Below are 23,178 nucleotides of genomic sequence, written 5' to 3' on the forward strand. Positions count from 1 at the left end.
CGGCGTGGCAGCCGTGGACTTGACCGCCGGAGGGACGGCTCAGCGGCGGCCGGCGGACTCCGGCTCGTCCGGATACGCCTCGATCAACTGCCGCCGGGAGTCCTCCAGATAGAACCCCAGCATCCGCTCCGCGGCTGCCGCGTCGCCGGCGTCGAGCGTGTTCAGGATCTCCCGGTTGCGGGAGAGGTACGGCTCGTAGAAGCGCCGCGGGTCCGCCATGACATGGAAGGCCAGCCGCAGTTCGGCCAGTACGCCGCGCATCATGTCGTCCGCGCGCAGACTGTCCGCGAGCCCCGCGATGGCCTGGTGGAAACGTATGTTGGCGGTGCCGAGCTCCTGCCAGTCGCCCTTCTCGGCGGCCTGCTCGCCCGCCTCGACGGCGGCGCGCACCTCGTCCAGCCGGTACGGCGGCTCGCCGAGGCCGCGCAGCGCGGCGCACTCCACGAGGCGCCGTACGCGGTAGATGTCGTGGATGTCGGAGACGTCCAGGACGCGTACGAACGTGCCCCGGTTCAGCCGGTGCACCAGCAGCCGTTCGTGCGTGAGCAGCCGGAACGACTCCCGCAGCGTGTTGCGCGAGACCCCCAGCGCGCCCCCGATCCGCTCCTCCGAGAGCCGCACACCAGGCCGGAACAGCCCTTGCGCGATCCGCCCGCGCAGGATCGCCGCGACGCGTTCGGCCGTGCTCGTACGGCTCAGCAGCGCACGGTCGGCGGCGAGTTCACTCAGCCCGGTGGCGAGGTCGGAGGCGTCGGCGGTCATGCGGCACAGTCAAACCCAGATTCAGGACCGAGACAACACGAGCCTTGCTGAATCGTTGAACAATCGCATACGTTGCCTTCGATGAACGGACCCATCGACCTCAACGCGGACCTGGGCGAGGGCTTCGGCCGCTGGCACCTCACCGACGACGACGCGTTGCTGGCCTACGTCACCAGCGCCAACGTCGCCTGCGGCTTCCACGCGGGCGACCCCGCCACCATGCGCCGGGTCTGCGAGGGCGCGGCGGCGCACGGCGTACGGGTCGGCGCCCAGGTCTCGTACCGCGACCTGGCCGGATTCGGCCGCCGCGCCATGGACGTGCCCGCGCCGGAACTGGCCGCCGAAGTCGCGTACCAGATCGGTGCCCTCGACATCTTCGCCCGCGCCGCCGGCATCCGCGTCTCCTACGTCAAACCGCACGGCGCGCTCTACCACCGCGCCGCCCAGGATCCCGAGCAGGCCGCGGCGGTCGTCGCGGGCGTACGCCTCGCCGGTACGCCGCTCCCCCTGCTGGGGCTCACGGGTTCGGCGCTGCACGCCGCCGCCGAGGACGCCGGGCTGCCCACCGTCGCCGAGGCCTTCGCGGACCGCGGCTACCGGCCGGACGGCACGCTCGTACCGCGCGGCGAACCGGGCGCGGTGCTCACCGAGCCCGGCGAGGTGCTCAAGCGGGCAGTCGGGCTCGCCCGGGACGGGCGGCTCACGGCGGCCGACGGCAAGCCGCTGCGGCTGCGCGCCCGTTCGCTCTGCCTGCACGGGGACACGCCGGGCGCGGCGGACCTGGCCCGCCGGGTCCGCGAGGAACTGGCGGCGGCCGGGGTCACGGTCAGGGCCTTCTCGTGACGGGCGGAGGCGGCACGCCCGATTCCGCCGCGCGCGGCTCCCGTACGCCCGGCTCCGGTACGCGCGGGGGCGCGACGCCGGGGCCGGTGACCGCGCAGCCGGGGGCCACACCGCCCGTGACCATTCCGCCCGTGACCGCCACACCGCCCGTGACCGTGCTGCCCGTCGGCAGGCATGGCCTGCTGGTCGAACTCCCCACCGCCGAGGCCGCCGAGGCCCTCCACGCCGAACTGCTGCGCCGCCGCGCCGACGGCACGCTGCCACCCGTACGGGAGATCGTGCCCGGCGCCCGCACCGTCCTCCTGGAGGGGCTGGCCGAGGCGCGGCGCCTCGCGGAGGAGCTGCCGCGCTGGCGGATACCACCGCTCTCGCGCACGGCGGAGTCCGCCGTGCGCATCCCCGTCCGCTACGACGGCCCCGACCTCGCCGATGTCGCGGCCCTGTGGGGCGTCGCCGAGGAGGAGGTCGTACGGGTGCACGCGAGCGCCGCGTACCGCGTCGCCTTCTGCGGCTTCGCGCCCGGCTTCGGCTATCTGACCGGCCTGGACGAGAAGTACCACGTGCCGCGCCGCCCCAGCCCCCGTACCCGCGTGCCGGCCGGCGCGGTCGGGCTGGCGGGCGCGTACGCGGGGGTCTATCCGCGCTCCTCGCCGGGCGGTTGGCAGCTCATCGGCACCGCCGTCGACACGGTCCTGTGGGACCCCGACCGCAGCCCCGCCGCGCTGCTCGCACCGGGCACCCGCGTCCGCTTCGTCCCGGTGGAGGGGTGACCGCGCCATGAGCCCGGCACGCACAGGCCCCGCCGCACCACCCCCAGCCCGTCCGGCGTTTGAGGACGGCCCTCAGCCACCACCGGCCCGCACCCCGCACGCGTCGGCACAGGACCCATCCGCGCGCGGCGGTGGCGAACCCGCCGACACCCGGCCGTCCGCCACCGGTTCGGGCCGGTCAGCGCCCGCGCCCGTGCCGACGCCCGCGCTGGAGGTCGTACGGGCCGGAGCGCTCACCACCGTGCAGGATCTGGGCCGCCCCGGGCACGCCCACTTGGGCGTCCCGCGCTCCGGCGCGCTCGACGAGCCCGCGCACCGGCTCGCGAACCGCCTGCTGCACAACCCCGGCACCGCCGCCACCCTCGAAACGACGCTCACCGGCTGCGCCGTACGCGCCCTCGCCCCGCTGGTCGCCGTCGTCACGGGCGCCCCCTGCCCGGTCACCGTCGACGGGCGGCCCGCGCCCTGGGGCCGCCCCGTACGGCTGCCCGCGGGAGCCGTGCTGGAGGCGGGCCCCGCCACGTACGGGCTGCGCAGCTACATCGGCTTCGCGGGCGGCGTCGACGCCGAACCCGTCCTCGGCAGCCGAGCCACCGACCTCCTCTCCGGACTGGGCCCAGCACCGCTCCGCGACGGCGACCGGCTGCGGCTCGGCGCACCGTACGGCGTGCGCGGGGCATACGCTCACGTGGAGGCCGCCCCATGGCAGGCGCCGCCCCGCGAACTTGTCCTGCCCGTCGTGCCCGGGCCCCGCGCCGACTGGTTCACGCCCGCCGCCCTGCACACCCTGACCACCGGCGACTACCGAGTCTCCCCCGCCGGAAACCGCATCGGCCTGCGCCTGGACGGCCCGGCGCTGGAGCGCGCGTACGACGGCGAACTCCCCAGCGAGGGCATGGCACTCGGCGCGGTCCAGGTCCCGCCGGACGGCCGCCCGGTGGTGTTCCTCGCCGACCACCCGGTCACCGGCGGCTACCCGGTCATCGGCGTCGTCCCGGAGGACGCCCTGCCGGCCGCCGCCCAGGCCACCCCCGGCACCCCGGTCCGCTTCGTCCCGGCGAGCTGAGCGGCCGACGCGGATCCGCCCCCAGCCGGTGGCCGCGCTCAGGGCACGAACGCGATGTCCGGGTGACGCGGCGACGGGCCGTCCAGCAGGTGATCGTCGTGGCCACGCAGCCAGCGGCCGAAGAACGACGTGGCGTACGCCCGTACAGCGGCCACCGCACGGTCCGGGTCGACCGTGCCTATGCCGTCCCGCACGACATCGCGGGCCACCCCCGTCTGCGGCAGAAGGGCTTCCAGATCCGTGTACGACTGGTGCTTGGAGTGACGCAGGGTCAGGTCGCGGTGCCAGCCGAGGGTGCGGGACCAGAACACCCGCCAGGACGGCTCCGTCGTGTGGTCGCTGCCGTGCCTGCCCATCAGGAGGAGCGGCCGGTCCAGGCCGTGCTTGGCGACGGGCATCAGATTGGTGCCGTTGGGTTCCTGGTTGTACTCGAGGGTGCCGTCGAGGTTGATGCCCGCGCGTATCCGCCGGTCCTCGTACATGCCCTGCGCCGCGGTGATCCCGCCCGCGGACTGGCCCAACGCGCCCACGCGCGACAGGTCAACCAGCGGCAGGAGCGATGCCAGCGGGGAGTCCGGTGACCGCACGGGCTGTGAGACGTCAGACGGCAGCCCGCGCCCCAACTCGTCCAGCACGAACCGCAGATCGGCCACCCGCACCCGCAGCACCTTCTCCAGCAGCGCCGGAACGGCGCCGTTCTTCCGGGCCTCCTCGAACTCCGCGAGCATCGGTTCGGCGCCCTTGACCGAGCCGTCGGGGAACTGCACGGCCGGGGACTCGTAGGTGTGGTCGACCGTCACCACCACATAGCCCCGGCTGGCCAACTCCTCGACCAGCACGGTGCCCCACGTACGCGGGTCGCCGGTGCCCGGCGAGTAGATCAGCACCGGTCGCCGGCCGCCCCGCGGGTCGGGCGGGGCGGCCTCGCGCGCGTGCGTACGGGTCGCGGCCCAGTCGACCGTCCCGCGCGGTATTCCCAGGCCGGGTGCGCGGTCGGCGGCGAACCGCTCGGCCGCGCCGCGCGGCATGTGCGGCGCGAGCCGGTGCCCACCGGTGCGCCAGGCCGGGTACCAGACGCTGACCATCAACTCCCGCCACGGCGCCGCGTCCTGCCACGGATCGCGCCGCGCGCGGTCGACGAGGTGCGCCTGCGCCGTACCGACGGCGTGCGGCCCTGTGGGTGCGGGCAGCCGCAGCCGCACGGGCCCCTGCCGCACGCCGTCTGGCGGCCTGGCGCGCCGTACGGCAGCGGGCGCGCCGGGTGCCGCGACGGACAGGGCTGCCACGGCGGCAGCTCCGGAGGCCGCCATGAACGCGCGGCGTGGGAAGGAACGGCGTGGGAAGGAACGGCGTGGGAAGGAACGGTGAAAGTTCATACGTCCATGCTGTTCACCCCCGGCACCAGGGTCCATTGGGGCTTCCCGCAGAGTTGACCGGAGGTTTTCCCCCACACCCGCCGCCCCGCACGGCGCACCCGTTTCCCCGTACGGACTACCCGTCCCGTACGGGCTACCCGTCCCGTACGGACTACCCGCCCGTTACGGGCGCGAGCCCGCGGCTCACAACTCGGCGGTCAGCTACGGAGGCGGCTCAGGACGCGGTCCAGGGCGTGCCGTACGGAATCGGGCACTCCGTCGCGGCGGAGGTCGTTCCTCAGTTGTTCGTTGGTGCCGCCGGGGGTCGAGTGCTTGCCCGTCATGACGGCGAGCGCGTCGTCGTGCTCGGACAGGGACCGGCCCAGCTGGCTGAAGATGTGCGTGGTGTAGTCGGTGGCGGTGGCGTGGTCCACGCCCCGGTCGGCCAGCCAGGCGGCGACCGTGGCGAGGTAGTCGAGGTGCGCGGCGAAGGTCGCGGTCGTGGCGCTGAAGGCCTCCAGCGCCCGTTCGTCGTCCGGGACGAGCATGCCGCCGACTCGGTCGAACAGGTCGCGGGCGACCGCGTGGTCCGGGTAGGCCACGGTGAGGCTTTCGCGGTGGGCCGCCTGCGGGAGGGGGATGGTCCGTACGACCTGGCCCGCCGGTGCGGCCCACCCGGCCAGTCGGTCCAGGCGCAGCCCGGCGACCGCGCTCAGCACCACGTGCTCGGGCCCGAACGACAGCTCCTCCAGTACGGATTGCGCGGCCGGCGGCGGCACGGCGAGCACGATCGACGTGGTGCTGTCGACGACCTCCTGGTTGCTGCGGCAGACGCGCACGTTCGGGAACCGGTCGGACAGGTCGCGGGCGACGGTCCGGCCGCGCGGTGAGAGGAACACCGCGGGAGGCGCGCCGGCCTCGGCGCTCATGCCTGCCACGAGGGCGGCGGTGATCTCCCCCGCCCCCACGAATCCGAATGAGGACGAACTCGACGACGACTGCGGCGGCATGGCTCGCTTCCTGTTCACTGCGCTGGGCTCCGGCCCCGGACGGTGCGTGCTGACCCACGCGGGATCACCCGCGTCCACCGGCCGCTCAACCGCCGGACAGGTCCGTCCCCTTGGGGGCGCGGTAGCAGCGTGAGTCGACGTCGACGGTGATGAGTTCCTTGAGATCGCCCGAGCGCTTTTCGCGCCATTGGACGGTCAGGGTGTGGTGCGTCTTGGGATGGACGGCGACGATTTCCGGGTTTCCGGCCTTCGTATTCATCTTGCCGTCCTTGGTGATCTTCCAGCCGTTCTTGGGGAGTTCCTTGCGGAGATTCGCCATCGCCTCGGCGAAACTCCCCTTCTGCACGTCGTGGACGCTCCACGGATGGTTCACCACGTAGTACGTGGTGAATTCCGGGTCCACGGCCTCGCAGCTGCCGGCGGCGGCGCCCGATTCACTCACCTTGCCCTGGAGGGCCATCCACTCGAGCACCTTGCTGGAGATCTTGTTGACCTCCTCCTCGGCGGGCGCCACCTCCCGTACCTCGGGTTCGTACCCCAGCTTGTCCTGCGCCTCCGACTGCTCGTGCGCAACCTTGTCGCCGGGACCCTTCGAGTCGCCCGTCCCGTTTCCGTCGTCCACCGTCGAACACCCCATCAACCCAGCAAGCAGGACCACCGAGGACACCGCACACAGTGCCCGGATCCGAGGATGCTTACGAATGACTCGCCCCTGTACCTCTCGCCGCTCTCGCCGCCGTTCCGGCCGCTTCAGCTGCTCGGCTATTTCAGCTCAACGTTGTCGTAGTCCCCGACCACCACACTCGACAGGTTCCGCAAACTCGTCGACGGCTCGCCACCGCTCTCGTCCCAGAATCCGCTGTGCCCGGAGATGCCTCGGTGCTCGCCGTAGTCCATCACGTTCCCGCCGAAGTCGTCATCCGTGGGAATGTTGCCGCCCTCGCCCAGGCCCATCAGCCGGCCGCCCTGCCGCACGATGGAGTCGTCCCAGGTCCAGTCGGCGCCCACCGCCCATACGTGGTCGGCGCCCACGCCCAGGTCGCGGGCGTGCTCGACCTGCATGCCGGGGCTGCCCTCCACCATGATGTCGTCGGCCGGGATGTCGTGGTGCTTGGCGGCCTCTCCGACGACCGTGCTGCCGTAGCTGTGCCCGGACACGGTGGTGTGGCTGGCCTCCGGCCCGCCCTGAGCGGCCTCCGTGCCTTCGAGGAACCGCTGGAGCGACGGCCCGCCGTCCTTCGCCCAGCCGCTCTCGGTGGCCTGCGGAATGCTGTCCGGCGCGTTGTAGTCGAACCACATCACCGTGGAGACGGACTCGCCCGGGGCCAGCCGGTCGCTGTTGCGCCACAGCTTGTCGCTGCGGTCCAGGTCACCGCTGATGCCGCCGAGATTCGTGCCCGTGCCGGGCGTGTGGACCGCCGTGTGGTCGGCGGTGTCCGGATTGCCGTTGGCGATGATGACCTTGCCGTCGCCCTTGCCCTCGGGGTCGAAGCCGAGGAGGTACGCCTCGGGCAGGCCCTTCTCACCGGTACGGTCGAAGCGGCCCTGGATCGCTTTCATGCCGCTGATGGACGACTCCAGATGCGCCTTCCGGTCGCCGTACTTCTCGTCCCACTTCTCCCACTCCCGGCTGGGCAGGCCGGAGGGCCCCGGGCGCTCCTTGCGGGGCTCGGGCGGGATGCCCGCGAGCTCCATCTCGTACTGGCCGCGCTTCTCCGACATCACGACGCGGTTCGTCTCGTCCCGTACGTCGGCGGGCAGGCCGTCCATGGCGCCGATGCCCGCCGGGTGCAGGGCGATGTAGTTGTCCCGGTCCTCCGCGCTGAGGTCCTTCCACCACTCCGCGTTCGCCTTGGGCGTGCCGTTCCGGGGCGCTCCCGGCAGCTCGGCGCCGACCTCCTTCGCCGCCTTGCGGGAGGCTTCCATGTCCTGCCCGCTGTCGGCCCAGTCGGCGTGGGAGACGTCGAGGTCGTCGTCGGCCTTGAGCCGGCGCAGTACGGGTGCGTACTGCCGGTCGGCTTCGGTGGCTTCCTTGACGGCGGCGGCGATGGTGTTGGCGATGGCGAGGGCCTTGGCGCGGTTCGGGTTGGGGTCCGCGTTGGCGGCCTGCCGGTCCAGCGCGTCAGCCAGGTCGCCGGCGTCCCCCGCCGGGTCTAGCGGCTTGCCCTCGGTGGGCGACTCCGGCCGGGTGCTGCCGGCTACGGTGCCGCCCGCCGGCGTCTTGCCGTCCACCTTGTCGCCGGCGGCGGGGTAGCTGACCGAGCCGTCTGGGTTGACGGTGAACCCCTCGGCCGCCGCGTCCGACTCCGCGCCCTTCAGCTTCTTCTGCGCCGCGCGCAGCTCACCGGCGAGGAGGTTGAGGTTCGTACGGATCAGGCCGCACTGGGTCTGCGTGTAGTGGAAGTTCGAGGAGAGCTTCTTCACCTGGGTGAGCGCCGCGTCGACGGACTTGCCCTCCAGCGCGCCCCGCATCTTCGGGCCGATCTCGTCGTTCAGCCGGCCCTTGGCGTTGTCGGCCATGTTGCTCGCGGCGGCGTAGTCGTCGGCCGCGTTCTCCAGGTCACCGGGCTTGAGCGCGGAGAGCGTCGTGTACTTCACCGGCCCCCGTCACCGTCCCCAGTCCCTTTCCCGCCGCCCACCGCCGCGGTGTCCTCGTACTTGGCGTCGAGCGCCTCGAACGCGGCGCGCCGCTCCTGGTCGCCCTTGTAGTGGTCGTTGCCCGCCTTCTCCAGCAGGCCCGCCAGCGTGCCGCATCTACCGCTGACGTCTCCGGTGTAGCGCTTCCAGGAGGTGTTCAGGCTCTGCAGGACGGCGCCGCACTCGAAGTCGTCCGCCTCGCCGCCGGAGCCGCCGCCCTCTGCGGGCTCCAGCCGGGTCCGTACCTTCTTGATTCCGGAACGCAGCGAACGTACGCCCTCGCCGCCGGCCGCCCACGCCTTCTGGTCGGACGTCATGCTGCCGGAACTGTCGCCTCCGTCCGCCCAGTCGGGCTTGTCGCCGGCGCCGGCGAGCCGCGTGCCCACGTCGCCGGAACCGGCTCCGGGACCTCCGGAATCAGCTCGGGGACTTCCGGCTCCGGGTGACGGATCACCGATCAGGTCGTAGATCGCCGAACGCTGGCCGGTCCCCTCCGCCATGAATCCCCCTCCCGTGGACACACCCGCACGCATTCAACAGCCCCGAACACACTACCGACCAGGCATTACCGTACTTCCGCAGCATGCCCCTCGGACCCTCACTCCGCGGTTACCGGTCTACGGGGTCACTGGCCAGATGTCGGTACGGGCGCGGATCGCCGTGAGCCAGTCGGGGAACTCGCCCAGCAGCCGGTCGTACAGCTCGGCGTCGGATACGGCGCGCGGGTCGGCACCGGCGTGGAAGAAGCCTGCGTTGTCGACCACGCGCCTGCCCGGGACGGGGAGTTCGTCGAGCTTGTGCAGGAACGCGAACTCGTTCGCGTCCGGATCGCCGAAGGCGACGAACTGCCAGAACAGCGGCAGCCGCGCCGCCTTGCACAGGTAACGCTCAGCGGCCGGGCGGCTGGTGGGGCCGCCGTCGGTCTGGAAGACGACCAGCGCGGGGGCGCCGCTGCCCGAGGCGAGGTAGTGGTCGATGACCGCGTCCATCGCCCAGTGGTAGTTCGTACGGCCCATGTGGCCCAGGTCGCCGTGGAGCTTCTCGATCCGCCCCTCGTAATCGGTCAGCGAGAGGTCTGCGGCGCCGTCGACGTCGGTGGAGAAGAACGTGAGCGGCACGGTCCCGTCGTCGTCCAGGTGCGCGGCCAGGCTCAGCACCTGCTCGGCGAGGTGCTGAACGGTGCCGTCGCGGTAGTACGGGCGCATGGACCCGGAGCGGTCCAGCACCAGGTAGACCGCGGCCCGTTCACCCTCCAGCGCGTGCTTGCGCAGGCTCACGCCGGCGGTCTTGTAGAGGCTGACGAGTGTGGGAGCCGTCGCCTCCACCTTGGACAGGCTGATCGCGGAAGTCACGGTGGGCTGCTCCTTGTCACGCGTCTCGGCCACGCGTCTCTGCACCGCTCAGCGTACGGCCGCCTCTGCCATTACCCCGGACGTAATCGACCGCGTTCCCGCGCTGCGGCAGCGTGGTGCACGTCAACGAGGTTCCGGCACCACCGCAGTCCCGAGGAGCGCGCCATGACCGCCACGACCGCCCAGTCCCCCGCCGCCACGGCTTCCGTCGCCGACGAGACCCGCCGCGTGGTCCAGGAGTTCCTGGCCGCCCGGCTGAACGGGGACGGCGAGCGGCTCGTCGCGCTGTTCGCCGACGAGGTGGACTGGCTGCTCGCCGAGAACCCCGGCGTTCCGTGGATACGGCCGCGCTCCACCGCGGCCGAATGCGCCGCGCAGTCGGAGGAGTTGGCCGAGCACACGGTGCCCGAGGACGCGCGGGCGTCGGTCGACGCGTTCCTCGTGGACGGCACCGACGCGGTGTTGACGGGTCACCTCTCGGGGACCGTACGGGCGACGGGCAAGTCGTTCGAGGGCCCCTTCGCGCTGCGCCTCACCGTGGAGGACGGCCGTATCACGCGGCACCACCTGTACGAGAACAGCCTGTCGATCGCGGAGGCGTGCGCGCCGTAACGACTCGGGGTAACGACTCCGGCCCGCGCAGCCTCACATCCGGGATCTCAGCACGTCGACCTCACAGCCCGGCGCGAACGGGTCGAAGCCGTGCTCGACCAGCCAGCGGACTGCCAGCAGGCTTCGCAACGACCACCACGCGTGCAGTACATCGAGGTCGATGTCGGTGCCATAGCCGGCGACGACATCGTCAAGGTGCTCCTCGTGTCCGAGCGTGAAGGTGGCCAGGTCGTGCAGGGCGTCACCCTGGCCCGCCTCGGACCAGTCGATGATGCCCGTCACCTCGTCGCCTTCGACGAAGACGTGCGCGATCTGCAGGTCGCCGTGCGTGAACGCCGGAGTCCACGGCCGGAGCGCGGCCTCGGCGACCTGGCGGTTGCGGGTGACCAGGTCAGCGGGCAGGAGGCCGTTCGTCACGAGCAACTCGCACTCGTCGTCGAGTTCCGCCGCCAGCGCGGCGATGCTCCGGCCGGCCTGGCCGGACCGGGGCGGCAGGGGCGCGTCGTGCAGCTCCCGGATGGCGGCACCCGCCGCGGCCCACGCCGCCGGCGACCCGGTCGAGGGCCCGCCGAGGCGCCCAAGCGTCGTCCCCGGGAGTGCGGCGATCGCGAGCACGGGCGGCTTGCGCCACAGGACCTCCGGGGTCGGGACCGGCGCGAGGGCCATCGCCTCGACCTCGACGTCGATACGCGCCTGATCGGCGTCCACCTTCAGGAACACGTCGCCGACGCGCAGAGTCGCGCGCTCGGAATGGGCGACGACGACTTCGATCTCATCCATGGGCGACAAGTGTCCCGGGGACGATCGCCGACGTCGCCGGGTTTATCGATCAGCCGCGCACCGCGTACCGCACGAACCGCGACCAGCTCGCGCCGCTCACCGCGAGCGGCGGACGCGACACATCCTTCGAATCCCGCACACAGACAGCGTCTTCAGTGACAGCAATCTCGACGCACTCGCCACCCTCGCCGCCGCTGTAGCTGCTCTTGAACCAGTCCAGCGGCGCGCGCTTCTCCGTGCTCGGCATATGAACCCCTTCCAGGCGAGTGGGTCAGCCCCGCGCCGTGTACCGCACGAACCGCGACCAACTCGCGCCGCTCACCACAAGCGGCGGACGCGACACATCCTTCGAATCCCGCACGCATATCGTCCCGTTGGCGGCGGCCACCTCGACGCACTCGCCGCCCTCAGGGCCGCTGTAGCTGCTCTTGAACCAGTCCAGCGCCGCGCGATTCTCCGTGTTCATAGCTCTCCCAGCATCTTCTCGATCAAGAGGAGGGACTCTCGTGGCGTGAGCGCCTGCCCTCGGATACTGCCATAGGTCACCGCGAGTGCCCGCACCTCGTCAGCCTCCGTCACCACGCGACTCACGTGCTGCACCTCCAGGTACGCGACTTGTGGCTTGCCACGGGGAACTAGCAGCGTAAACGGGCCGCCCATACCCGAGTGCTCCGTGCTGGCCGATGGCATCACCTGAACCTCAACGCTGCGCATCCGCCCCACCGTGAGGAGACGCTCCAGCTGGGCCCGTTGCACAGCCTGCCCTCCGAACGCCTGCCGAAGCACCGACTCTTGGACAATCGCGCTCACCATCGGGGGTGGCCACCTGGTGAGCAACTCCTGCCGACCGAGTCGCGCAGCGACCCGCTGTTCCACCGTCTCTTCGTCGAAGAGTGGGAGGCGGCTGGTGATCACCGCGCGAGCGTAGGCCTCGGTCTGGAAGATGCCGGGCACTGCCTGGTTGGCGAAGTAGCAGAGTTCCTCCGCCTCGCGCTCGAGGCGGGCGTAGTCGCGGAACCAGGCCGGGTGCCGCACGCGGGCCTTCGCCTTCGCGCGTTCCACGTCCGTCTTCGCCGCGCTCAGCAGGCCGCCCGCGCCCAGCAGTTCGTCCACCGCGTCGAGCAGTTCGGGCTGGGACACGCGGCGGCCCCGTTCGACCGACGAGATCAGGTTCTCGCCGTAGCCCAGCCGGTCGCCCAGTTCGCGCTGGGTGAGTCCGGCCCGTTCCCGTAGCAGTTTGATCTGTCGTCCCAGGGCGCGGAACAGGTCCACCGCGCCGTCGCCCGCGTCCTCGTCCGTCGGGTCAGCCATGCGTTCCACCGCGCCGTTCCGGTCTCCGCCCGTCCGCCTCCGCACGGTCACGGTCGCCCGCTGGTACGCACGCCCGGTGGGAGGCGGACGGTAGCGCTGCGTACCGGAGTCGTCACTGGTCAGCCTACTGCCAGCCGGACAGGCTGTGTGACGTGACTCACGAAATCACCACTCCCCGAGCCGCCCCGCCCGCTTCCGCTTCCGGCCGGTTCACGATGCTCTTCTCGTCCACCCGTCGCGGGGCGCGGCTCGCGCGGCTGCTCGCCGTTGGGCAACTCCGCCAGTGGGACGCCCCGTTCGGCCTCGTCGAGCGTGCCGAGGCCGTTGTCGCCGAGCTCGCCGCCAATGCCGCGCTGCACGGGCGCGTACCGGGGCGCAGCTTCCGGTTGATGCTCGTATTCGTGCCAACGGCCGGACCGCCCGTACGGCGGCACTGTCTCCTCCGGATCGAGGTGACCGATGCGTGCGAGACGCGGCACCCGCCGGAGGCCGTACCAGCACCCCGTCCCGGTGACGAGGCCGGGCGCGGCCTCCTGCTCGTGGAGGCGCTTGCCGAACGGTGGGGTACGGAGCCGTACTTCCCGTCCGGGAAGACGGTGTGGGCGGAGGTCGTGGACGGCTGAGCGGCGTAAGGCACCGCCCCCGCCCGGCCCCGAAGGGCGGGCGGGGGCGGAAGCCGACGGGCCAGGGGGCCCAACGGCCCTGGGGCCCGTTACGCCGGGTCGATACGGGAGATCGTGCCGCCGATGTCGAGCACGTACAGCTCGCGGTCGGGGCCCTCCGCGAACGAGACGACCTCGCCGCCGTTGACGCCGAGGTCGGTCTCGCCGGTGACCTTGCCGTTCTCCATCTTCAGGGCGCGTACGGTGCCGTCGCAGTAGTCGCTGAACAGGTACTGGCCCTTGAGGTCCGCGATCTTCTCGCCGCGGTAGACGTAGCCGCCGGTGACCGAGCAGGCCAGGTCGTCGCGCCCGTACTCGTGGACCGGCGGCACGTGGTTCTCGGGCTCAGTGCCGTCCCGGAAGACGTGGTTGCCCTCCATCTCGGACCAGCCGTAGTTCTCGCCACCCTTGCTGTCGCCGGGCGCCCAGTCGATCTCCTCCCAGGCGCTCTGGCCGACGTCGCCGATCAGCATGTCGCCGGTCTCCGCGTCGAACGAGAAGCGCCAGGGGTTGCGCAGCCCGTACGCCCAGATCTCGCCGCGCGCGTTGGCGTCGCCCGCGAACGGGTTGTCCTCCGGGATCGCGTACGGGTCGCCGCCGCTGGGGTCGATGCGCAGCATCTTGCCGAGCAGCGTGTCGAGCTTCTGGCCGTTGCCGTGCGGGTCGCCGCCCGAGCCGCCGTCGCCGAGGGCGACGTAGAGCATGCCGTCCGGGCCGAACGCGATCTGGCCGCCGTTGTGGTTCGCGTACGGCTGCTCCTGGGTGAGGACGGTGCGCCGGGTGTCCGGCTTGATCTCGCTGCCCTCCATCGCGAACTCGTCGAGCGTGCTGGTGCCTTCCTTGTCGGTGAACATGATGTAGAGGTGCGCGAAGTCCTTGTCGAACGCGATGCCCAGCAGGCCGCGTTCGCCGTCGACGGTGGTCTCGTCGGAGATGTCGAGGACGGGTTCGCCGAGGCCCTTGTCGTCCAGGACCCGTATACGTCCGGCGCGTTCGGTGATCCATACGGTTTCGCCGGGCCCGGCGACGCCTGCGGAGGGGCTCTCCGCGGTGGCCACTTCGCTCAGCGCGACTTCCGCTGCGGCCTCGCGCGGGGCGGCGGGCTCGTCGGCGGACGCTGTGGCGAAGGCGAGTGACCCGACGAGGAACAGTGTGCCGATGATCGCCGAGCTTCTGGTGCGAACTTTCACCGTGACCCTCCTGGAGGTGGCGGTCGAAGAGTTCACCCGGCTGCTGGGGGCAGAGTTGGTGTGGGCAACGCCCGTCGCCAGCACGCAACCTGGGTGGGGGGATCGTGTGCCACTGGCACGCATGAGGATACTGGGGCGCGGCGCTTTGGCGTAGACCAAAGCCGAGGTTCGAGCGAGGCCATCCAGGAGAACGAATGAGTGAGTCACCGTCGAATCAGCACGTGACCGGGCCTTCGGCCCCGGAAGAGGCCGGGATCGACGACCTCGAGCACACGCCGGAGGAGTCGCGCGAAGGGCGGGAGAACGGCCTGCCGCGCTACCGGATCGAACTGGAGAGCAGCGACGAGGGGATCAGGCGGGTGCACCATGTGCACGCGGATTCGCTGGAGGAGGCCGTGGTGAAGGTCCGCGAGGCGGACCAGTGGCCGAGGAGCGGACCCGGCAGCGACCCCGGCAGGTTCCGGGTGGTGGAGGCCACCGAGGAGAACGCCTCCAGCGAGGCCCGACAGCAGAGGAACGCGCGCCGGCGCTACCTCAACACCATCGTGGAGGCCGGCCTGACAGCCCTGGGCAAGACCGCTCCCGAGCGCTCGGATCACGAGTCCTTCGACGTCCTGTGCGACTTCTTCACCCGGGCCGTCACTCTGCCCGGGCACTCCGCCTTTCCCTCGGGGGAAGCGGAGACCGACCGTCTGCTGAACACGGACGACGCGGCCACCGTGATGGTCGAGCTCCTCACCACTCATCTCGACCATCACGGCGTGCAGTTGACGCGCACCCCTCCGATGCAGACCACTCCACCGCAGACCCCTCCGACGCGAACCCTTCCCGAGTAGGCACCGGGAGCGCCGCCCACTCCCCGTTGGCGCCGCCTACTCCTTCGTCGAGCCCGTCAGCATGCCCTCGATGAAGCGGCGTTGCAGCGCGATGTAGACGATCACCACCGGCAGCGCGATCAGCACCGAGGCCGCCGCGAGCAGCGCCGTGTCCGAGCTGTGCTGGCCCTGGAAGAAGGCCAGGCCCAGCGGGACCGTACGGTGTGCCTCGTCGCTGACCATGACGAGCGCCATCAGGAACTCGTTCCACGTCCACATGAAGACGATCACGACCATCGTGGACAGCGCGGGCCGCCCCATCGGCAGCAGCACGCGCCACAGGACCGTCCAGCTGGACGCGCCGTCGATACGGGCCGCCTCCACGACCGCGCGCGAGCTGTTCCGGAAGTACGTCCGCATCCAGAAGACGCCGAACGCGAGCGACTGCGCGGTCTGCGGCAGGATCAACGCCCAGTACGTGTCGGTGAGCTCCCAGTACCGCAGGTCGAAGTAGAGCGGGACGAGCACCGCTTCCTGGGGCAGCGTGAGCCCCAGCACGAAGAGGTAGAACAGCAGGTCCGAGCCGGGGAAGCGCATCGCCCCGAGCCCGTACGCGGCCAGTACGGCCAGCACCGTGGTGACGGCGACGACGGCGACGGCGACGAGCACCGAGTTGGTCATGTAGGTGCCGAAGTGGCCGCGGGTCCAGGCCTCGCTGAAATTGCCCCAGTTGAGGCCGTCCGGCAGGGAGAAGCCGGACTCCAGGGACGACCGTTTGCCGAAGGCGGACGACAGGATGCCGACCACGGGTGTCAGCGAGATGACGGTGAAGAGGGCCAGGATGCCGTAGGTGAGGAGTCGTTCGGTGCGGCTGATCATGACTTGCGGCCCTCCACCAGCCGTGCCACCACTACGGTCAGAACGAAGATCATGACGGTGAGGCCGACGCCCATCGCGGCGGCCGCGCCGACCTCGTTCACCTCGAACGCCCGCCGGTACACCTCGAAGGCGGGCACCGAGGTGGCGTTGCCCGGTCCGCCGCTGGTGGTGATGTAGATCAGGTCGAAGTTCCGCAGCCCGGCGACGATGGTGAGGGTCAGCGCGACGGCCACCTCACCGCGCAGGCCGGGCAGCGTGACGGTGAAGAACTCCCGTACGGCGCCCGCCCCGTCCATCCGCGCCGCCTCGTACAGCTCGCGCGGGATGCGCTGCGCGCCGGCGAGGAACAGTACGAGGCACAGCCCCGTCTCCACCCAGGTGCCGACGATGCCGACGGCGGGCAGCGCCCAGGTGTAGTCGCCCAGCCACGAACGGGCGAGGCCGCCCGCGCCGACGGCGTGCAGGACGTCGTTCAGCAGCCCGTCGGGCGCCAGGATCGACCGCCAGGCGACGCCGACCACCACCATGGCGAGCACCTGCGGCAGGAACAGCACCGTCCGGAAGAACGTCATCCCGCGCACCCGGAACCGCGACAGCGCCGCCGCCAGCAGCAGCCCGATCGCGACCGGCAGCGCCGCGTAGAACAGCAGCAGCACGAGCGCGTGCACGAACGGGGCGCGCAGCGCGGGATCGGTGAACAGCTCGCGGTAGTTGTCGAGTCCGGCCCACGTGGCGACCGTCAGCCCGTCCCAGTCCAGGAACGACAGCCACACGGTCTGCCCCAGCGGGATCAGCAGGAACAGCGTGTACAGCACGAGCGCGGGCAGCACGTACAGCATCCCGATCGCGCGCGGCTCGCCGGGCGCGCGGCGGCGGTAGCGGGCGGCGTACGCCCGCAGCGCGAGGCGGGCCCGACCCCCGTCGCGGGCCCGCCCCGCGGGCGTGGGGCTCCCGGCGGGCGCGGGGCTTCCGGTGGCCGCAGGGCTTCCGGTGGCCGCGGGGCTTCCGGCGTGCGGCGCGCTCACCGGTCCGCCTTCTCGCCGGACTGCTTCTCGCGGAACGTCTCGTACTCCTCCTGCATCTTCGACACCAGCTTGTCCGGCGACAGGCTGCCCTCGAGCAGGCCCTGCAGGTCGGCAGTGAGGGTGTCGAAGATGGTGGGCGTGGTGTAGTCGAGGTACGGGACCATGCCGTCGTCCTCGTTCAACTGCTCCCAGCCCTCGACCATCTGGCGGTCGGGGCTGCCCTCCGGGGCCCGGCCCGCCGCCTTGCCGGGCACGGCGGGCAGCACGCCCTCGTCCATCATCACCTCGGCGGCGTGCGCGTTGGTGATGTGCTCGAGGTAGGCCGCGGCGACGTCCGGGTGCCGGGACTTCGAGGTCACGGACCAGGCCAGGCCCTGCCCGCCCGTCGTCCGCAGCGGCTCGCCGGCCTTGCCGGGCGGCGGCGGCATGAAGCCCAGCTTGCCGCCCATCTGCTTCTTCAGATCGGCGAGTTGCCAGGTGCCGGTCAGCAGGAACGCGCCGTCGCCGCCGGCGAACTTCTTCGCCGCGTCGTCGTACCCGGTGCCGTTCGCGCCCTTCGGCAGGTAGCCGTTCTCCGCCCAGTCGGCGAGCGTACGGGCGGCCTGCCGGGTCGGTTCGTTGTCGAAGCCGTCGCCCTTGCCGAGGACGGTGTTCCGGATCTGCCCGGGGCCGTCCGCGGCCTGGTCCTGGAGCACGCCGAAGGTGTGGATGGCCGGATACTTGTCGAGGTTGCCGAACTGCACGGGCAGCTCGCCCTCCTGCTTCAGCTTCGGCAGCGCGGCGGTGAACTCGGCCCAGGTGCGCGGCGGTTCGACGCCCGCCTTCTCCAGGACGTCCTTGTTGTAGTAGAGGCCGATGTACTCGCCGGTCTGCGACAGGCCGTAGAGCCGTCCGGTGCCGAAGTTCATCCCGTCCACGGACACGCGGTTGAGGTCGAGGAGGGTGTTCGGGTAGCGGCTGTTCCAGCCGTAGATGCCCGCGTAGTTGTCCAGCGGGGTGAGCATCCCGGCCTTCGCGAAGGCCACCATGTCGGCGTAGCCCTGGTTGGCCTGGACGACGTCGGGCGGGTTGTTGCCGGAGAGGGCGAGCTTCAGCGTGGTCTTCAGATCGGTGAAGCTGCGCGCGACGCGCTTGATCCGGACGTTCGGGTACTTGTCCTGGAACTCCTTGTTCAGCTTCTCGATCTCGGCGTTCTGACCGCCGCGTACCTCCTGGTCCCAGACCGTCAGCGTCACCTTCCCCTCCTTCGAGGGGTCGGGGACGGCGGTGGCGTCACCGGCGCCGCCGGAGCCCGCGCCGGACCCGTCGGTGCCGGGCACGCACGCGGCGCCGAGCAGCGCCATGCCGAGGGCCAGCGCGACCGCGGACGCGCGGGCACGGCGGCGCGGGGACGCCCCGCTGCGGGGGAAGCTCATCGTCAGCAACTCCTCTCGGCGCCGGCGGCCGGTGCCGTCTGCCCGGTGCCTGTTACGACGCGCGGAAACCGATGGTCGGGGTGGCGCGGCGGAGCGATCCCTCGTGGCCGCCGGTCGGCAGCAGGTCCTCGAGGAAGCGGTAACGCCGCATCACTTCTTCGCTCTGCCCGCCGCACCGCGTGGCGTACTGCCACCAGGCGGCGACTTCGCGCCACCCGGGCGCGGACAGCGATCCGCCGAAGTGCTGTACGGACAGCCCGGCGGTGAGGTTCGCGAACGCGAGCCGGTCCGCGAGCGGCCAGCCCGCCAGCGTGCCCGTGGTGAACCCGGCCATGAACACGTCGCCCGCGCCCGTCGGGTCCAGCGCCTCCACGCGCAGCGACGGCACGTCGGCCGTCTCGCCGGTCACGCCGTCGACGGCGACCGCGCCGCCGGACCCCTTGGTGACGACGGCGATCGGCACCAGTTCGGCCAGCGCGCGTACGGCGGCCTCGGGGGTGTCCGTACGGGTGTAGTGCATCGCCTCGGTGGCGTTGGGCAGGAACGCGTGGCAGAAGGACAGGTCGGCGAGGGTGTCCGGGTCCCAGGCGCCGGTCTCGTCCCAGCCGACGTCCGCGAAGATCATGCTGCCCTCGGCGTGCGCCTGGCGCACCCAGTCCTCCAGCCGGCCCGGGTCCAGCGAGGTCACGCAGGCGCGCGAGCGCGGCCGCTCCGCCGCGCTCACGCACGGCTTGGGCGCCGCGTGGCCATGGGAGATCATGGTGCGCTCGCCCTCGTACGCCATGGACACGGTGACCGGCGAGTGCCAGCCGGGCGCGCGGTGGGAGGGGGCGAGATCGATGCCCTCGTTGTCGGCGAGTCCCTCCCAGCAGTAGTCGCCGTACACGTCGTCGCCGAACGTCGCCGCCAGCGACGTGCGCAGGCCGAGCCGGCGCAGCGCGGTGGCCATGTTGGCGACGCCGCCGGGGCTGGAGCCCATGCCGGTGGCCCACGACTCGGTGCCGCGTACGGGCGCGTGGTCGAGGCCGGTGAAGATGATGTCCAGGAAGACGGTGCCGGTCAGGAAGACGTCCACGTCCGGGCCCTCGTCCTGGCGCACGGCGGCCAGCGGGTCCACGGGCGCGGGTGCGGGCGCCGGCCGGGCCGTACCCGGGCTGCGTGGCGTGTTGCTCAAGTCCCTCTCGCTCCCCTCTGCGCCGTGCGCTATGAGCCGTGTGGCCGAAAGCCGTCCGGTCGTGACCGACACCTTGCAGCGTGCGGCCTCAGAATGCAATACCTCGGTCATACTCGCGCAAGGTCGCTCACTCGCGATACATTGCCAGGCATGCTCCGCGAGACCCGCCACGAACAGCTGCTGCGCATCCTGCGCGAGGAGAGCGTCCTCCCGGTCACCGAGATCGCCAAGCGGCTCGGGATCAGCGAGGCCACCGCCCGCCGCGATGTCGCCGACCTCAGCGGCGCGGGACGGCTGCGCAGGGTGTACGGCGGCGCGGTCGCGCGCGACACCGCCGAGCGGCCGTTCGCCGAGGAGGAGGTGGACGACCTCGCCGCGAAGAACGCCGTCGCCGAGCACGCCTCCGCCCTCATCGAGGACGGCGAGGTGGTGCTGCTGGACATCGGCACCACCACGCTCCAGCTCGCGCGCCGGCTGCACCAGCGCAAGATCACCGTCGTCACCAGCAACCTGGCCGTATACGAGGAGCTGCGCGGCGACCCGGAGGTGACGCTGATCCTGCTCGGGGGCCAGGTACGGCGCAACTACCGTTCCCTGGTGGGCTTCCTCACCGAGTCGAGCCTGCACCAGTTGTGCGTCGACCGGCTGTTCCTCGGCACCAGCGGCGTCCTGCCGGACGGCAGGGTGCTGGACACCACGGACATCGAAGTGCCCGTGAAACGGGCCATGCTGCGGTCCGCCCGCCATGTCGTCCTCCTCGCCACCGCCAGGAAGTTCCCCGGCACGGGCAGCGCCCGTGTCTGCGAGGCCGCCGACATCGACACGCTCATCACCGGCCGGACGTCCGATCCGGCCACCCTCGCGGGCTTCCGCGAGGCCGAAGTGGAGGTAGTTCAGGTATGAGGCTCACTGTGCTGGGCGGCGGCGGGTTCCGGGTGCCGCTGGTCCACCAGGCCCTGCTCGACGACAGCGGCGACCCGGCGGGCCGGTGCACCGAACTCGTCCTGTACGACACCGACCGCGCACGCCTCGACGCCATCGGCGCGGTCCTCACCCAGCAGACGGCGCGGCACGAGGGGCCCGCCCCGGCCGTACGGGCCACCACGGACCTCGACGACGCCCTGCGCGGCGCCGACTTCGTGTTCTCCGCGATCCGCGTCGGCGGCCTCGCGGGGCGGGTCTCGGACGAACGGATCTCCCTCGCCGAAGGCGTGCTCGGCCAGGAGACGGTCGGCGCGGGCGGCGTGCTGTACGGGCTGCGCACCCTGCCCGTGGCCGTACGGATCGCCGAGCGGATCGCCGACGTCGCCCCCGACGCCTGGGTCATCAACTTCACCAACCCCGCGGGCATGGTCACCGAGGCGATGTGCCGGGTCTTCCGCGAACGCGGCCTGGGCGACCGGGTGATCGGCATCTGCGACTCCCCCGTCGGCCTGTGCCGGCGCGCGGCCCGCGCCCTGGACACCGACCCGGACCGGGCCGGCTACGACTACGTCGGCATCAACCACCTCGGCTGGCTCCGCCGCGTCGTCGTGGACGGCAGCGACCGGCTGCCCGAACTGCTCGCGGACGCGCCTGCGCTGGAGTCGTTCGAGGAGGGCAAGCTGTTCGGCGCGGACTGGCTGCGCGCGCTGGGCGCCCTCCCCAACGAGTACCTCCACTACTACTACTTCAACCGCGAAGCGGTGGCCTCCCTCCGCGAAGCGGACGCCACCCGCGGCGAGTTCCTGCACACCCAGCAGTCCGGCTTCTACGAGCGCCTCAACGCGGGCGCGGACACGGACGCGTACGCCGCCTGGGAGCGCAACCGCCGCGAACGCGAGGAGACGTACATGGCGGAAAGCCGCAAGGCGTCCGGCGGCTGGCAGCGCGACAGCTGCGACCTGGACGGCGGCGGCTACGACCGGGTGGCCCTGGCCCTGATGCGCGCGATCGCCCGCAACGAGCGCACGACCCTGATCCTCAACGTCCCCAACCGCAACGCCGTCCCCGGCGTCGACGCCGACGCCGTCGTGGAGGTCCCCTGCCTGGTGGACGCCGCGGGCGCGCGCCCGCTGTCGACGGGCGCCGTCGCACCGGACCAGCTCGGGCTGATGCTGACCCTGAAGGGCGTCGAACGCGCCACCATCGAGGCGGCCCACACCGGCTCCCGCGACGCGGCCCTGCGCGCCCTGGCCCTGCACCCGCTGGTCGACTCGGTACGCGTGGCGGACCGCATCCTGCACGCGGCGGGCGGGTTCTGACCGTACGGGCGCCTGCCCCACGGCCCGCCGCCCCGTGGCGGGAATCCGTGGCACGGACCCGACTCTTCACGTACAGTAGCCACATGGACACGGAGGCGGCAGCCGCCCTGGTCTCGGTCGCGGCGAGGAGCGTCGCGACCTCCGCGGGTCAGAGCGCCTGGACCTCTCTGGTTTCACTGGTCCGGCGCACCCTGGGCCGCGAGGCCGAGCCGGCGACACCGGAGGACAGCGAGGCCGTACGGGTCCTGGAGGGCCGCCTCGTCGAACGGGCGGGCGCCGACCCGGAGTTCGCGCGGCAGCTGTGCGAGTGGGCGGAAGCGCACCGGGAGTTGCTGCCGGACGGCGGCGCGGTGCACAACACAATCGGGGGCGACGCCTGCGTCCACGGCCCGGTCATCCAGGCGCGCGACATCCACGGCGACATCTCGTTCGGCTAGAGCGCCGGGGCCGACAGCGCTTCCGAGCGCTCCCACAACTGCCGTGCCAGGTCAGCGTCGTGGGCGAGCCGGTTGAGCCCCTTCCCCGGTTTGCGCTTTGCGTAGTACTCGCCTGACCGCCAGTCGGCGCCGGGCCGGCCCTCGGCGAGCCAGACCAGCTGGTCGGCGCCTTTCTCGGGCGTCGTCAGCAGCACCGCGCGGGACAGGCGGCTGGTGGTCAGGAACCTCATCAGCCGGCTCGTGGTCTGCGCGCCGAAGTTGGTCGCGACATTGCCCGGGTAGAACACGGCGGCGGACAGGCCCCGGGCGTGGAAGCGACGGTGCAGCTCCTTGGTGAACAGGACGTTCTCCAACTTGGCGGCGTTGTAGGCGCGGACGGCGCCGAAGCCGCGTTCCTGGTTGAGGTCGTCGACGTCGAGTGCGCGGACCATGCCTCCGTGGAGGGTCGTCGTCTGGATCACGCTGGCCTTCGAGGCGGCCAGCTTGTCCGTCAGCAGCCGGGTGAGCAGAAACGGAGCCAGGTGGTTGATCTGGAAGGTCTGCTCGAATCCGTCGGCGGTCCTGGCCGGGTCGCCGAACACACCTCCCGCGTTGTTGGCGAGCACGTCGATGCGCGGATACGCGGCGTCCAGGTCGGCCGCCAGCTTCCGTACGTCCTCGAGGCGCGCGAAGTCGGCGACGTGGGCGTCCGCCCCGATCGCGCGGGCGACGGCCTCGGTCTTGCCGGGAGAGCGTCCGACCACCACCACCTGGTGACCGTGTTGCCCGAGCCGACGGGCCGCCGCGGCGCCGATGCCGTCGCTGGCGCCCGTGATGACGATGGTTTTGCGCTCTTCCATG

At 71.8% G+C, this 23,178-nt stretch carries 26 protein-coding genes; 9 read left to right on the forward strand and 17 right to left on the reverse strand.

Annotated features, from left to right (window positions below):
• Positions 1–39: 39 nt before the first annotated feature.
• Positions 40–762: a GntR family transcriptional regulator gene (locus DVA86_RS26020; RefSeq protein WP_208881887.1), complete on the reverse strand. Its 723-nt coding sequence runs from the start codon at positions 760–762 to the stop codon at positions 40–42.
• 81 nt (positions 763–843) lie between these two features.
• Between DVA86_RS26020 and DVA86_RS26025 the strand changes: the two genes are divergently transcribed.
• The 3 genes from DVA86_RS26025 to DVA86_RS26035 all read left to right on the forward strand — a co-directional run bounded on the left by DVA86_RS26025 (position 844) and on the right by DVA86_RS26035 (position 3,441).
• On the forward strand, positions 844–1,605 hold the full coding sequence (locus DVA86_RS26025; RefSeq protein ID WP_208881889.1) for a LamB/YcsF family protein: 762 nt from the start codon (positions 844–846) through the stop codon (positions 1,603–1,605).
• A gap of 131 nt (positions 1,606–1,736) precedes the next feature.
• On the forward strand, positions 1,737–2,375 hold the full coding sequence (locus DVA86_RS26030) for a 5-oxoprolinase subunit B family protein (RefSeq protein ID WP_245997178.1): 639 nt from the start codon (positions 1,737–1,739) through the stop codon (positions 2,373–2,375).
• Positions 2,376–2,568: 193 nt separating this feature from the next.
• Positions 2,569–3,441 carry a 5-oxoprolinase subunit C family protein gene (locus DVA86_RS26035; RefSeq protein WP_222623365.1) on the forward strand — a complete coding sequence of 291 codons (873 nt, stop codon included), beginning with the start codon at positions 2,569–2,571 and terminating at the stop codon, positions 3,439–3,441.
• Between the two features lie 38 nt (positions 3,442–3,479).
• On the opposite strand, the gene DVA86_RS26040 is transcribed toward DVA86_RS26035, so the two are convergent.
• The 6 genes from DVA86_RS26040 to DVA86_RS26065 all read right to left on the reverse strand — a co-directional run bounded on the left by DVA86_RS26040 (position 3,480) and on the right by DVA86_RS26065 (position 9,795).
• The gene (locus DVA86_RS26040) at positions 3,480–4,727 is read right to left on the reverse strand and encodes an alpha/beta hydrolase (RefSeq protein ID WP_245997179.1); all 1,248 of its coding nucleotides are present in this window, start codon (positions 4,725–4,727) and stop codon (positions 3,480–3,482) included.
• 287 nt (positions 4,728–5,014) lie between these two features.
• Positions 5,015–5,806, reverse strand: coding sequence for an NAD(P)-binding domain-containing protein (locus DVA86_RS26045; protein WP_208881895.1), 792 nt, complete (start codon positions 5,804–5,806; stop codon positions 5,015–5,017).
• Between the two features lie 85 nt (positions 5,807–5,891).
• On the reverse strand, positions 5,892–6,428 hold the full coding sequence (locus DVA86_RS26050; RefSeq protein WP_245997181.1) for a hypothetical protein: 537 nt from the start codon (positions 6,426–6,428) through the stop codon (positions 5,892–5,894).
• A gap of 140 nt (positions 6,429–6,568) precedes the next feature.
• Entirely contained in the window at positions 6,569–8,404 is a 1,836-nt protein-coding gene (locus tag DVA86_RS26055; RefSeq protein ID WP_208881896.1) for an alpha/beta hydrolase, read from the reverse strand.
• Positions 8,401–8,943, reverse strand: a complete 543-nt coding sequence (locus DVA86_RS26060; RefSeq protein WP_208881898.1) for a hypothetical protein — start codon at positions 8,941–8,943, stop codon at positions 8,401–8,403. The genes DVA86_RS26055 and DVA86_RS26060 overlap by 4 nt, the downstream gene beginning before the upstream one ends.
• 117 nt (positions 8,944–9,060) lie before the next feature.
• The gene (locus DVA86_RS26065) at positions 9,061–9,795 is read right to left on the reverse strand and encodes a vWA domain-containing protein (RefSeq protein ID WP_208881900.1); all 735 of its coding nucleotides are present in this window, start codon (positions 9,793–9,795) and stop codon (positions 9,061–9,063) included.
• Positions 9,796–9,960: 165 nt separating this feature from the next.
• On the opposite strand from DVA86_RS26065, the gene DVA86_RS26070 reads away from it, so the two are divergent.
• Positions 9,961–10,407 (forward strand): nuclear transport factor 2 family protein, encoded by a 447-nt coding sequence (locus DVA86_RS26070; protein ID WP_208881901.1) that lies wholly within the window; start codon positions 9,961–9,963, stop codon positions 10,405–10,407.
• Positions 10,408–10,440: 33 nt separating this feature from the next.
• Here the strand turns inward: DVA86_RS26070 and DVA86_RS26075 are convergent, their stop codons facing one another.
• From DVA86_RS26075 to DVA86_RS26090, 4 genes are read right to left on the reverse strand one after another with little or no spacing between them, the layout of a single operon-like run.
• Entirely contained in the window at positions 10,441–11,187 is a 747-nt protein-coding gene (locus DVA86_RS26075; protein ID WP_208881903.1) for a phosphotransferase family protein, read from the reverse strand.
• A 49-nt stretch (positions 11,188–11,236) separates the two neighbouring features.
• Positions 11,237–11,434 carry a DUF397 domain-containing protein gene (locus DVA86_RS26080; protein WP_208881904.1) on the reverse strand — a complete coding sequence of 66 codons (198 nt, stop codon included), beginning with the start codon at positions 11,432–11,434 and terminating at the stop codon, positions 11,237–11,239.
• A gap of 24 nt (positions 11,435–11,458) precedes the next feature.
• Complete coding sequence (locus DVA86_RS26085) at positions 11,459–11,653, reverse strand: DUF397 domain-containing protein (protein WP_208881905.1); 195 nt, start codon at positions 11,651–11,653, stop codon at positions 11,459–11,461.
• A complete protein-coding gene (locus tag DVA86_RS26090) occupies positions 11,650–12,498 on the reverse strand; it encodes a helix-turn-helix domain-containing protein (RefSeq protein ID WP_208881907.1) in 849 nt (282 codons plus the stop codon). The genes DVA86_RS26085 and DVA86_RS26090 overlap by 4 nt, the downstream gene beginning before the upstream one ends.
• 215 nt (positions 12,499–12,713) lie before the next feature.
• Here DVA86_RS26090 and DVA86_RS26095 point away from each other — a divergent pair, with 215 nt between their 5' ends.
• Positions 12,714–13,121 carry an ATP-binding protein gene (locus DVA86_RS26095; protein WP_208885180.1) on the forward strand — a complete coding sequence of 136 codons (408 nt, stop codon included), beginning with the start codon at positions 12,714–12,716 and terminating at the stop codon, positions 13,119–13,121.
• An 89-nt stretch (positions 13,122–13,210) separates the two neighbouring features.
• Here the strand turns inward: DVA86_RS26095 and DVA86_RS26100 are convergent, their stop codons facing one another.
• On the reverse strand, positions 13,211–14,350 hold the full coding sequence (locus DVA86_RS26100) for a PQQ-dependent sugar dehydrogenase (protein ID WP_208881909.1): 1,140 nt from the start codon (positions 14,348–14,350) through the stop codon (positions 13,211–13,213).
• A 194-nt stretch (positions 14,351–14,544) separates the two neighbouring features.
• Between DVA86_RS26100 and DVA86_RS26105 the strand changes: the two genes are divergently transcribed.
• Positions 14,545–15,186 carry a hypothetical protein gene (locus DVA86_RS26105; RefSeq protein ID WP_208881911.1) on the forward strand — a complete coding sequence of 214 codons (642 nt, stop codon included), beginning with the start codon at positions 14,545–14,547 and terminating at the stop codon, positions 15,184–15,186.
• 36 nt (positions 15,187–15,222) lie between these two features.
• On the opposite strand, the gene DVA86_RS26110 is transcribed toward DVA86_RS26105, so the two are convergent.
• The 4 genes from DVA86_RS26110 to DVA86_RS26125 all read right to left on the reverse strand — a co-directional run bounded on the left by DVA86_RS26110 (position 15,223) and on the right by DVA86_RS26125 (position 19,658).
• A complete protein-coding gene (locus DVA86_RS26110) occupies positions 15,223–16,044 on the reverse strand; it encodes a carbohydrate ABC transporter permease (protein ID WP_208881913.1) in 822 nt (273 codons plus the stop codon).
• Positions 16,041–16,883: a carbohydrate ABC transporter permease gene (locus DVA86_RS26115; RefSeq protein ID WP_208885181.1), complete on the reverse strand. Its 843-nt coding sequence runs from the start codon at positions 16,881–16,883 to the stop codon at positions 16,041–16,043. Before DVA86_RS26115 ends, DVA86_RS26110 begins: the two co-directional genes overlap by 4 nt.
• 182 nt (positions 16,884–17,065) lie before the next feature.
• The gene (locus DVA86_RS26120) at positions 17,066–18,484 is read right to left on the reverse strand and encodes an extracellular solute-binding protein (protein WP_208881914.1); all 1,419 of its coding nucleotides are present in this window, start codon (positions 18,482–18,484) and stop codon (positions 17,066–17,068) included.
• Between the two features lie 52 nt (positions 18,485–18,536).
• The gene (locus tag DVA86_RS26125; protein WP_425470930.1) at positions 18,537–19,658 is read right to left on the reverse strand and encodes a carbohydrate kinase family protein; all 1,122 of its coding nucleotides are present in this window, start codon (positions 19,656–19,658) and stop codon (positions 18,537–18,539) included.
• 150 nt (positions 19,659–19,808) lie between these two features.
• Between DVA86_RS26125 and DVA86_RS26130 the strand changes: the two genes are divergently transcribed.
• From DVA86_RS26130 to DVA86_RS26140, 3 genes are all read left to right on the forward strand, one after another.
• Positions 19,809–20,561, forward strand: a complete 753-nt coding sequence (locus DVA86_RS26130) for a DeoR/GlpR family DNA-binding transcription regulator (protein ID WP_208881918.1) — start codon at positions 19,809–19,811, stop codon at positions 20,559–20,561.
• Positions 20,558–21,901 (forward strand): 6-phospho-beta-glucosidase, encoded by a 1,344-nt coding sequence (locus tag DVA86_RS26135; protein ID WP_208881919.1) that lies wholly within the window; start codon positions 20,558–20,560, stop codon positions 21,899–21,901. The genes DVA86_RS26130 and DVA86_RS26135 overlap by 4 nt, the downstream gene beginning before the upstream one ends.
• Before the next feature lie 83 nt (positions 21,902–21,984).
• Positions 21,985–22,338 carry a hypothetical protein gene (locus tag DVA86_RS26140; protein WP_208881921.1) on the forward strand — a complete coding sequence of 118 codons (354 nt, stop codon included), beginning with the start codon at positions 21,985–21,987 and terminating at the stop codon, positions 22,336–22,338.
• On the opposite strand, the gene DVA86_RS26145 is transcribed toward DVA86_RS26140, so the two are convergent.
• Entirely contained in the window at positions 22,335–23,177 is an 843-nt protein-coding gene (locus tag DVA86_RS26145; RefSeq protein ID WP_208881923.1) for an SDR family NAD(P)-dependent oxidoreductase, read from the reverse strand. The genes DVA86_RS26140 and DVA86_RS26145 overlap by 4 nt on opposite strands.
• Between the last annotated feature and the right edge of the window lies 1 nt (position 23,178).

Origin of the sequence: Streptomyces armeniacus (assembly GCF_003355155.1) — a bacterium.
Classification (GTDB): Bacteria; Actinomycetota; Actinomycetes; order Streptomycetales; family Streptomycetaceae; genus Streptomyces; species Streptomyces armeniacus.

Coding starts and splice junctions, on each gene's coding strand:
- DVA86_RS26020 (WP_208881887.1), bottom strand. CDS start 762: ATGACCGCCGACGCCTCCGACCTCGCCACCGGGCTGAGTGAACTCGCC.
- DVA86_RS26025 (WP_208881889.1), top strand. CDS start 844: ATGAACGGACCCATCGACCTCAACGCGGACCTGGGCGAGGGCTTCGGC.
- DVA86_RS26045 (WP_208881895.1), bottom strand. CDS start 5,806: ATGCCGCCGCAGTCGTCGTCGAGTTCGTCCTCATTCGGATTCGTGGGG.
- DVA86_RS26060 (WP_208881898.1), bottom strand. CDS start 8,943: ATGGCGGAGGGGACCGGCCAGCGTTCGGCGATCTACGACCTGATCGGT.
- DVA86_RS26070 (WP_208881901.1), top strand. CDS start 9,961: ATGACCGCCACGACCGCCCAGTCCCCCGCCGCCACGGCTTCCGTCGCC.
- DVA86_RS26075 (WP_208881903.1), bottom strand. CDS start 11,187: ATGGATGAGATCGAAGTCGTCGTCGCCCATTCCGAGCGCGCGACTCTG.
- DVA86_RS26080 (WP_208881904.1), bottom strand. CDS start 11,434: ATGCCGAGCACGGAGAAGCGCGCGCCGCTGGACTGGTTCAAGAGCAGC.
- DVA86_RS26085 (WP_208881905.1), bottom strand. CDS start 11,653: ATGAACACGGAGAATCGCGCGGCGCTGGACTGGTTCAAGAGCAGCTAC.
- DVA86_RS26090 (WP_208881907.1), bottom strand. CDS start 12,498: ATGGCTGACCCGACGGACGAGGACGCGGGCGACGGCGCGGTGGACCTG.
- DVA86_RS26095 (WP_208885180.1), top strand. CDS start 12,714: ATGCTCTTCTCGTCCACCCGTCGCGGGGCGCGGCTCGCGCGGCTGCTC.
- DVA86_RS26105 (WP_208881911.1), top strand. CDS start 14,545: ATGAGTGAGTCACCGTCGAATCAGCACGTGACCGGGCCTTCGGCCCCG.
- DVA86_RS26110 (WP_208881913.1), bottom strand. CDS start 16,044: ATGATCAGCCGCACCGAACGACTCCTCACCTACGGCATCCTGGCCCTC.
- DVA86_RS26115 (WP_208885181.1), bottom strand. CDS start 16,883: ATGCTGTACGTGCTGCCCGCGCTCGTGCTGTACACGCTGTTCCTGCTG.
- DVA86_RS26120 (WP_208881914.1), bottom strand. CDS start 18,484: ATGAGCTTCCCCCGCAGCGGGGCGTCCCCGCGCCGCCGTGCCCGCGCG.
- DVA86_RS26130 (WP_208881918.1), top strand. CDS start 19,809: ATGCTCCGCGAGACCCGCCACGAACAGCTGCTGCGCATCCTGCGCGAG.
- DVA86_RS26135 (WP_208881919.1), top strand. CDS start 20,558: ATGAGGCTCACTGTGCTGGGCGGCGGCGGGTTCCGGGTGCCGCTGGTC.
- DVA86_RS26140 (WP_208881921.1), top strand. CDS start 21,985: ATGGACACGGAGGCGGCAGCCGCCCTGGTCTCGGTCGCGGCGAGGAGC.
- DVA86_RS26145 (WP_208881923.1), bottom strand. CDS start 23,177: ATGGAAGAGCGCAAAACCATCGTCATCACGGGCGCCAGCGACGGCATC.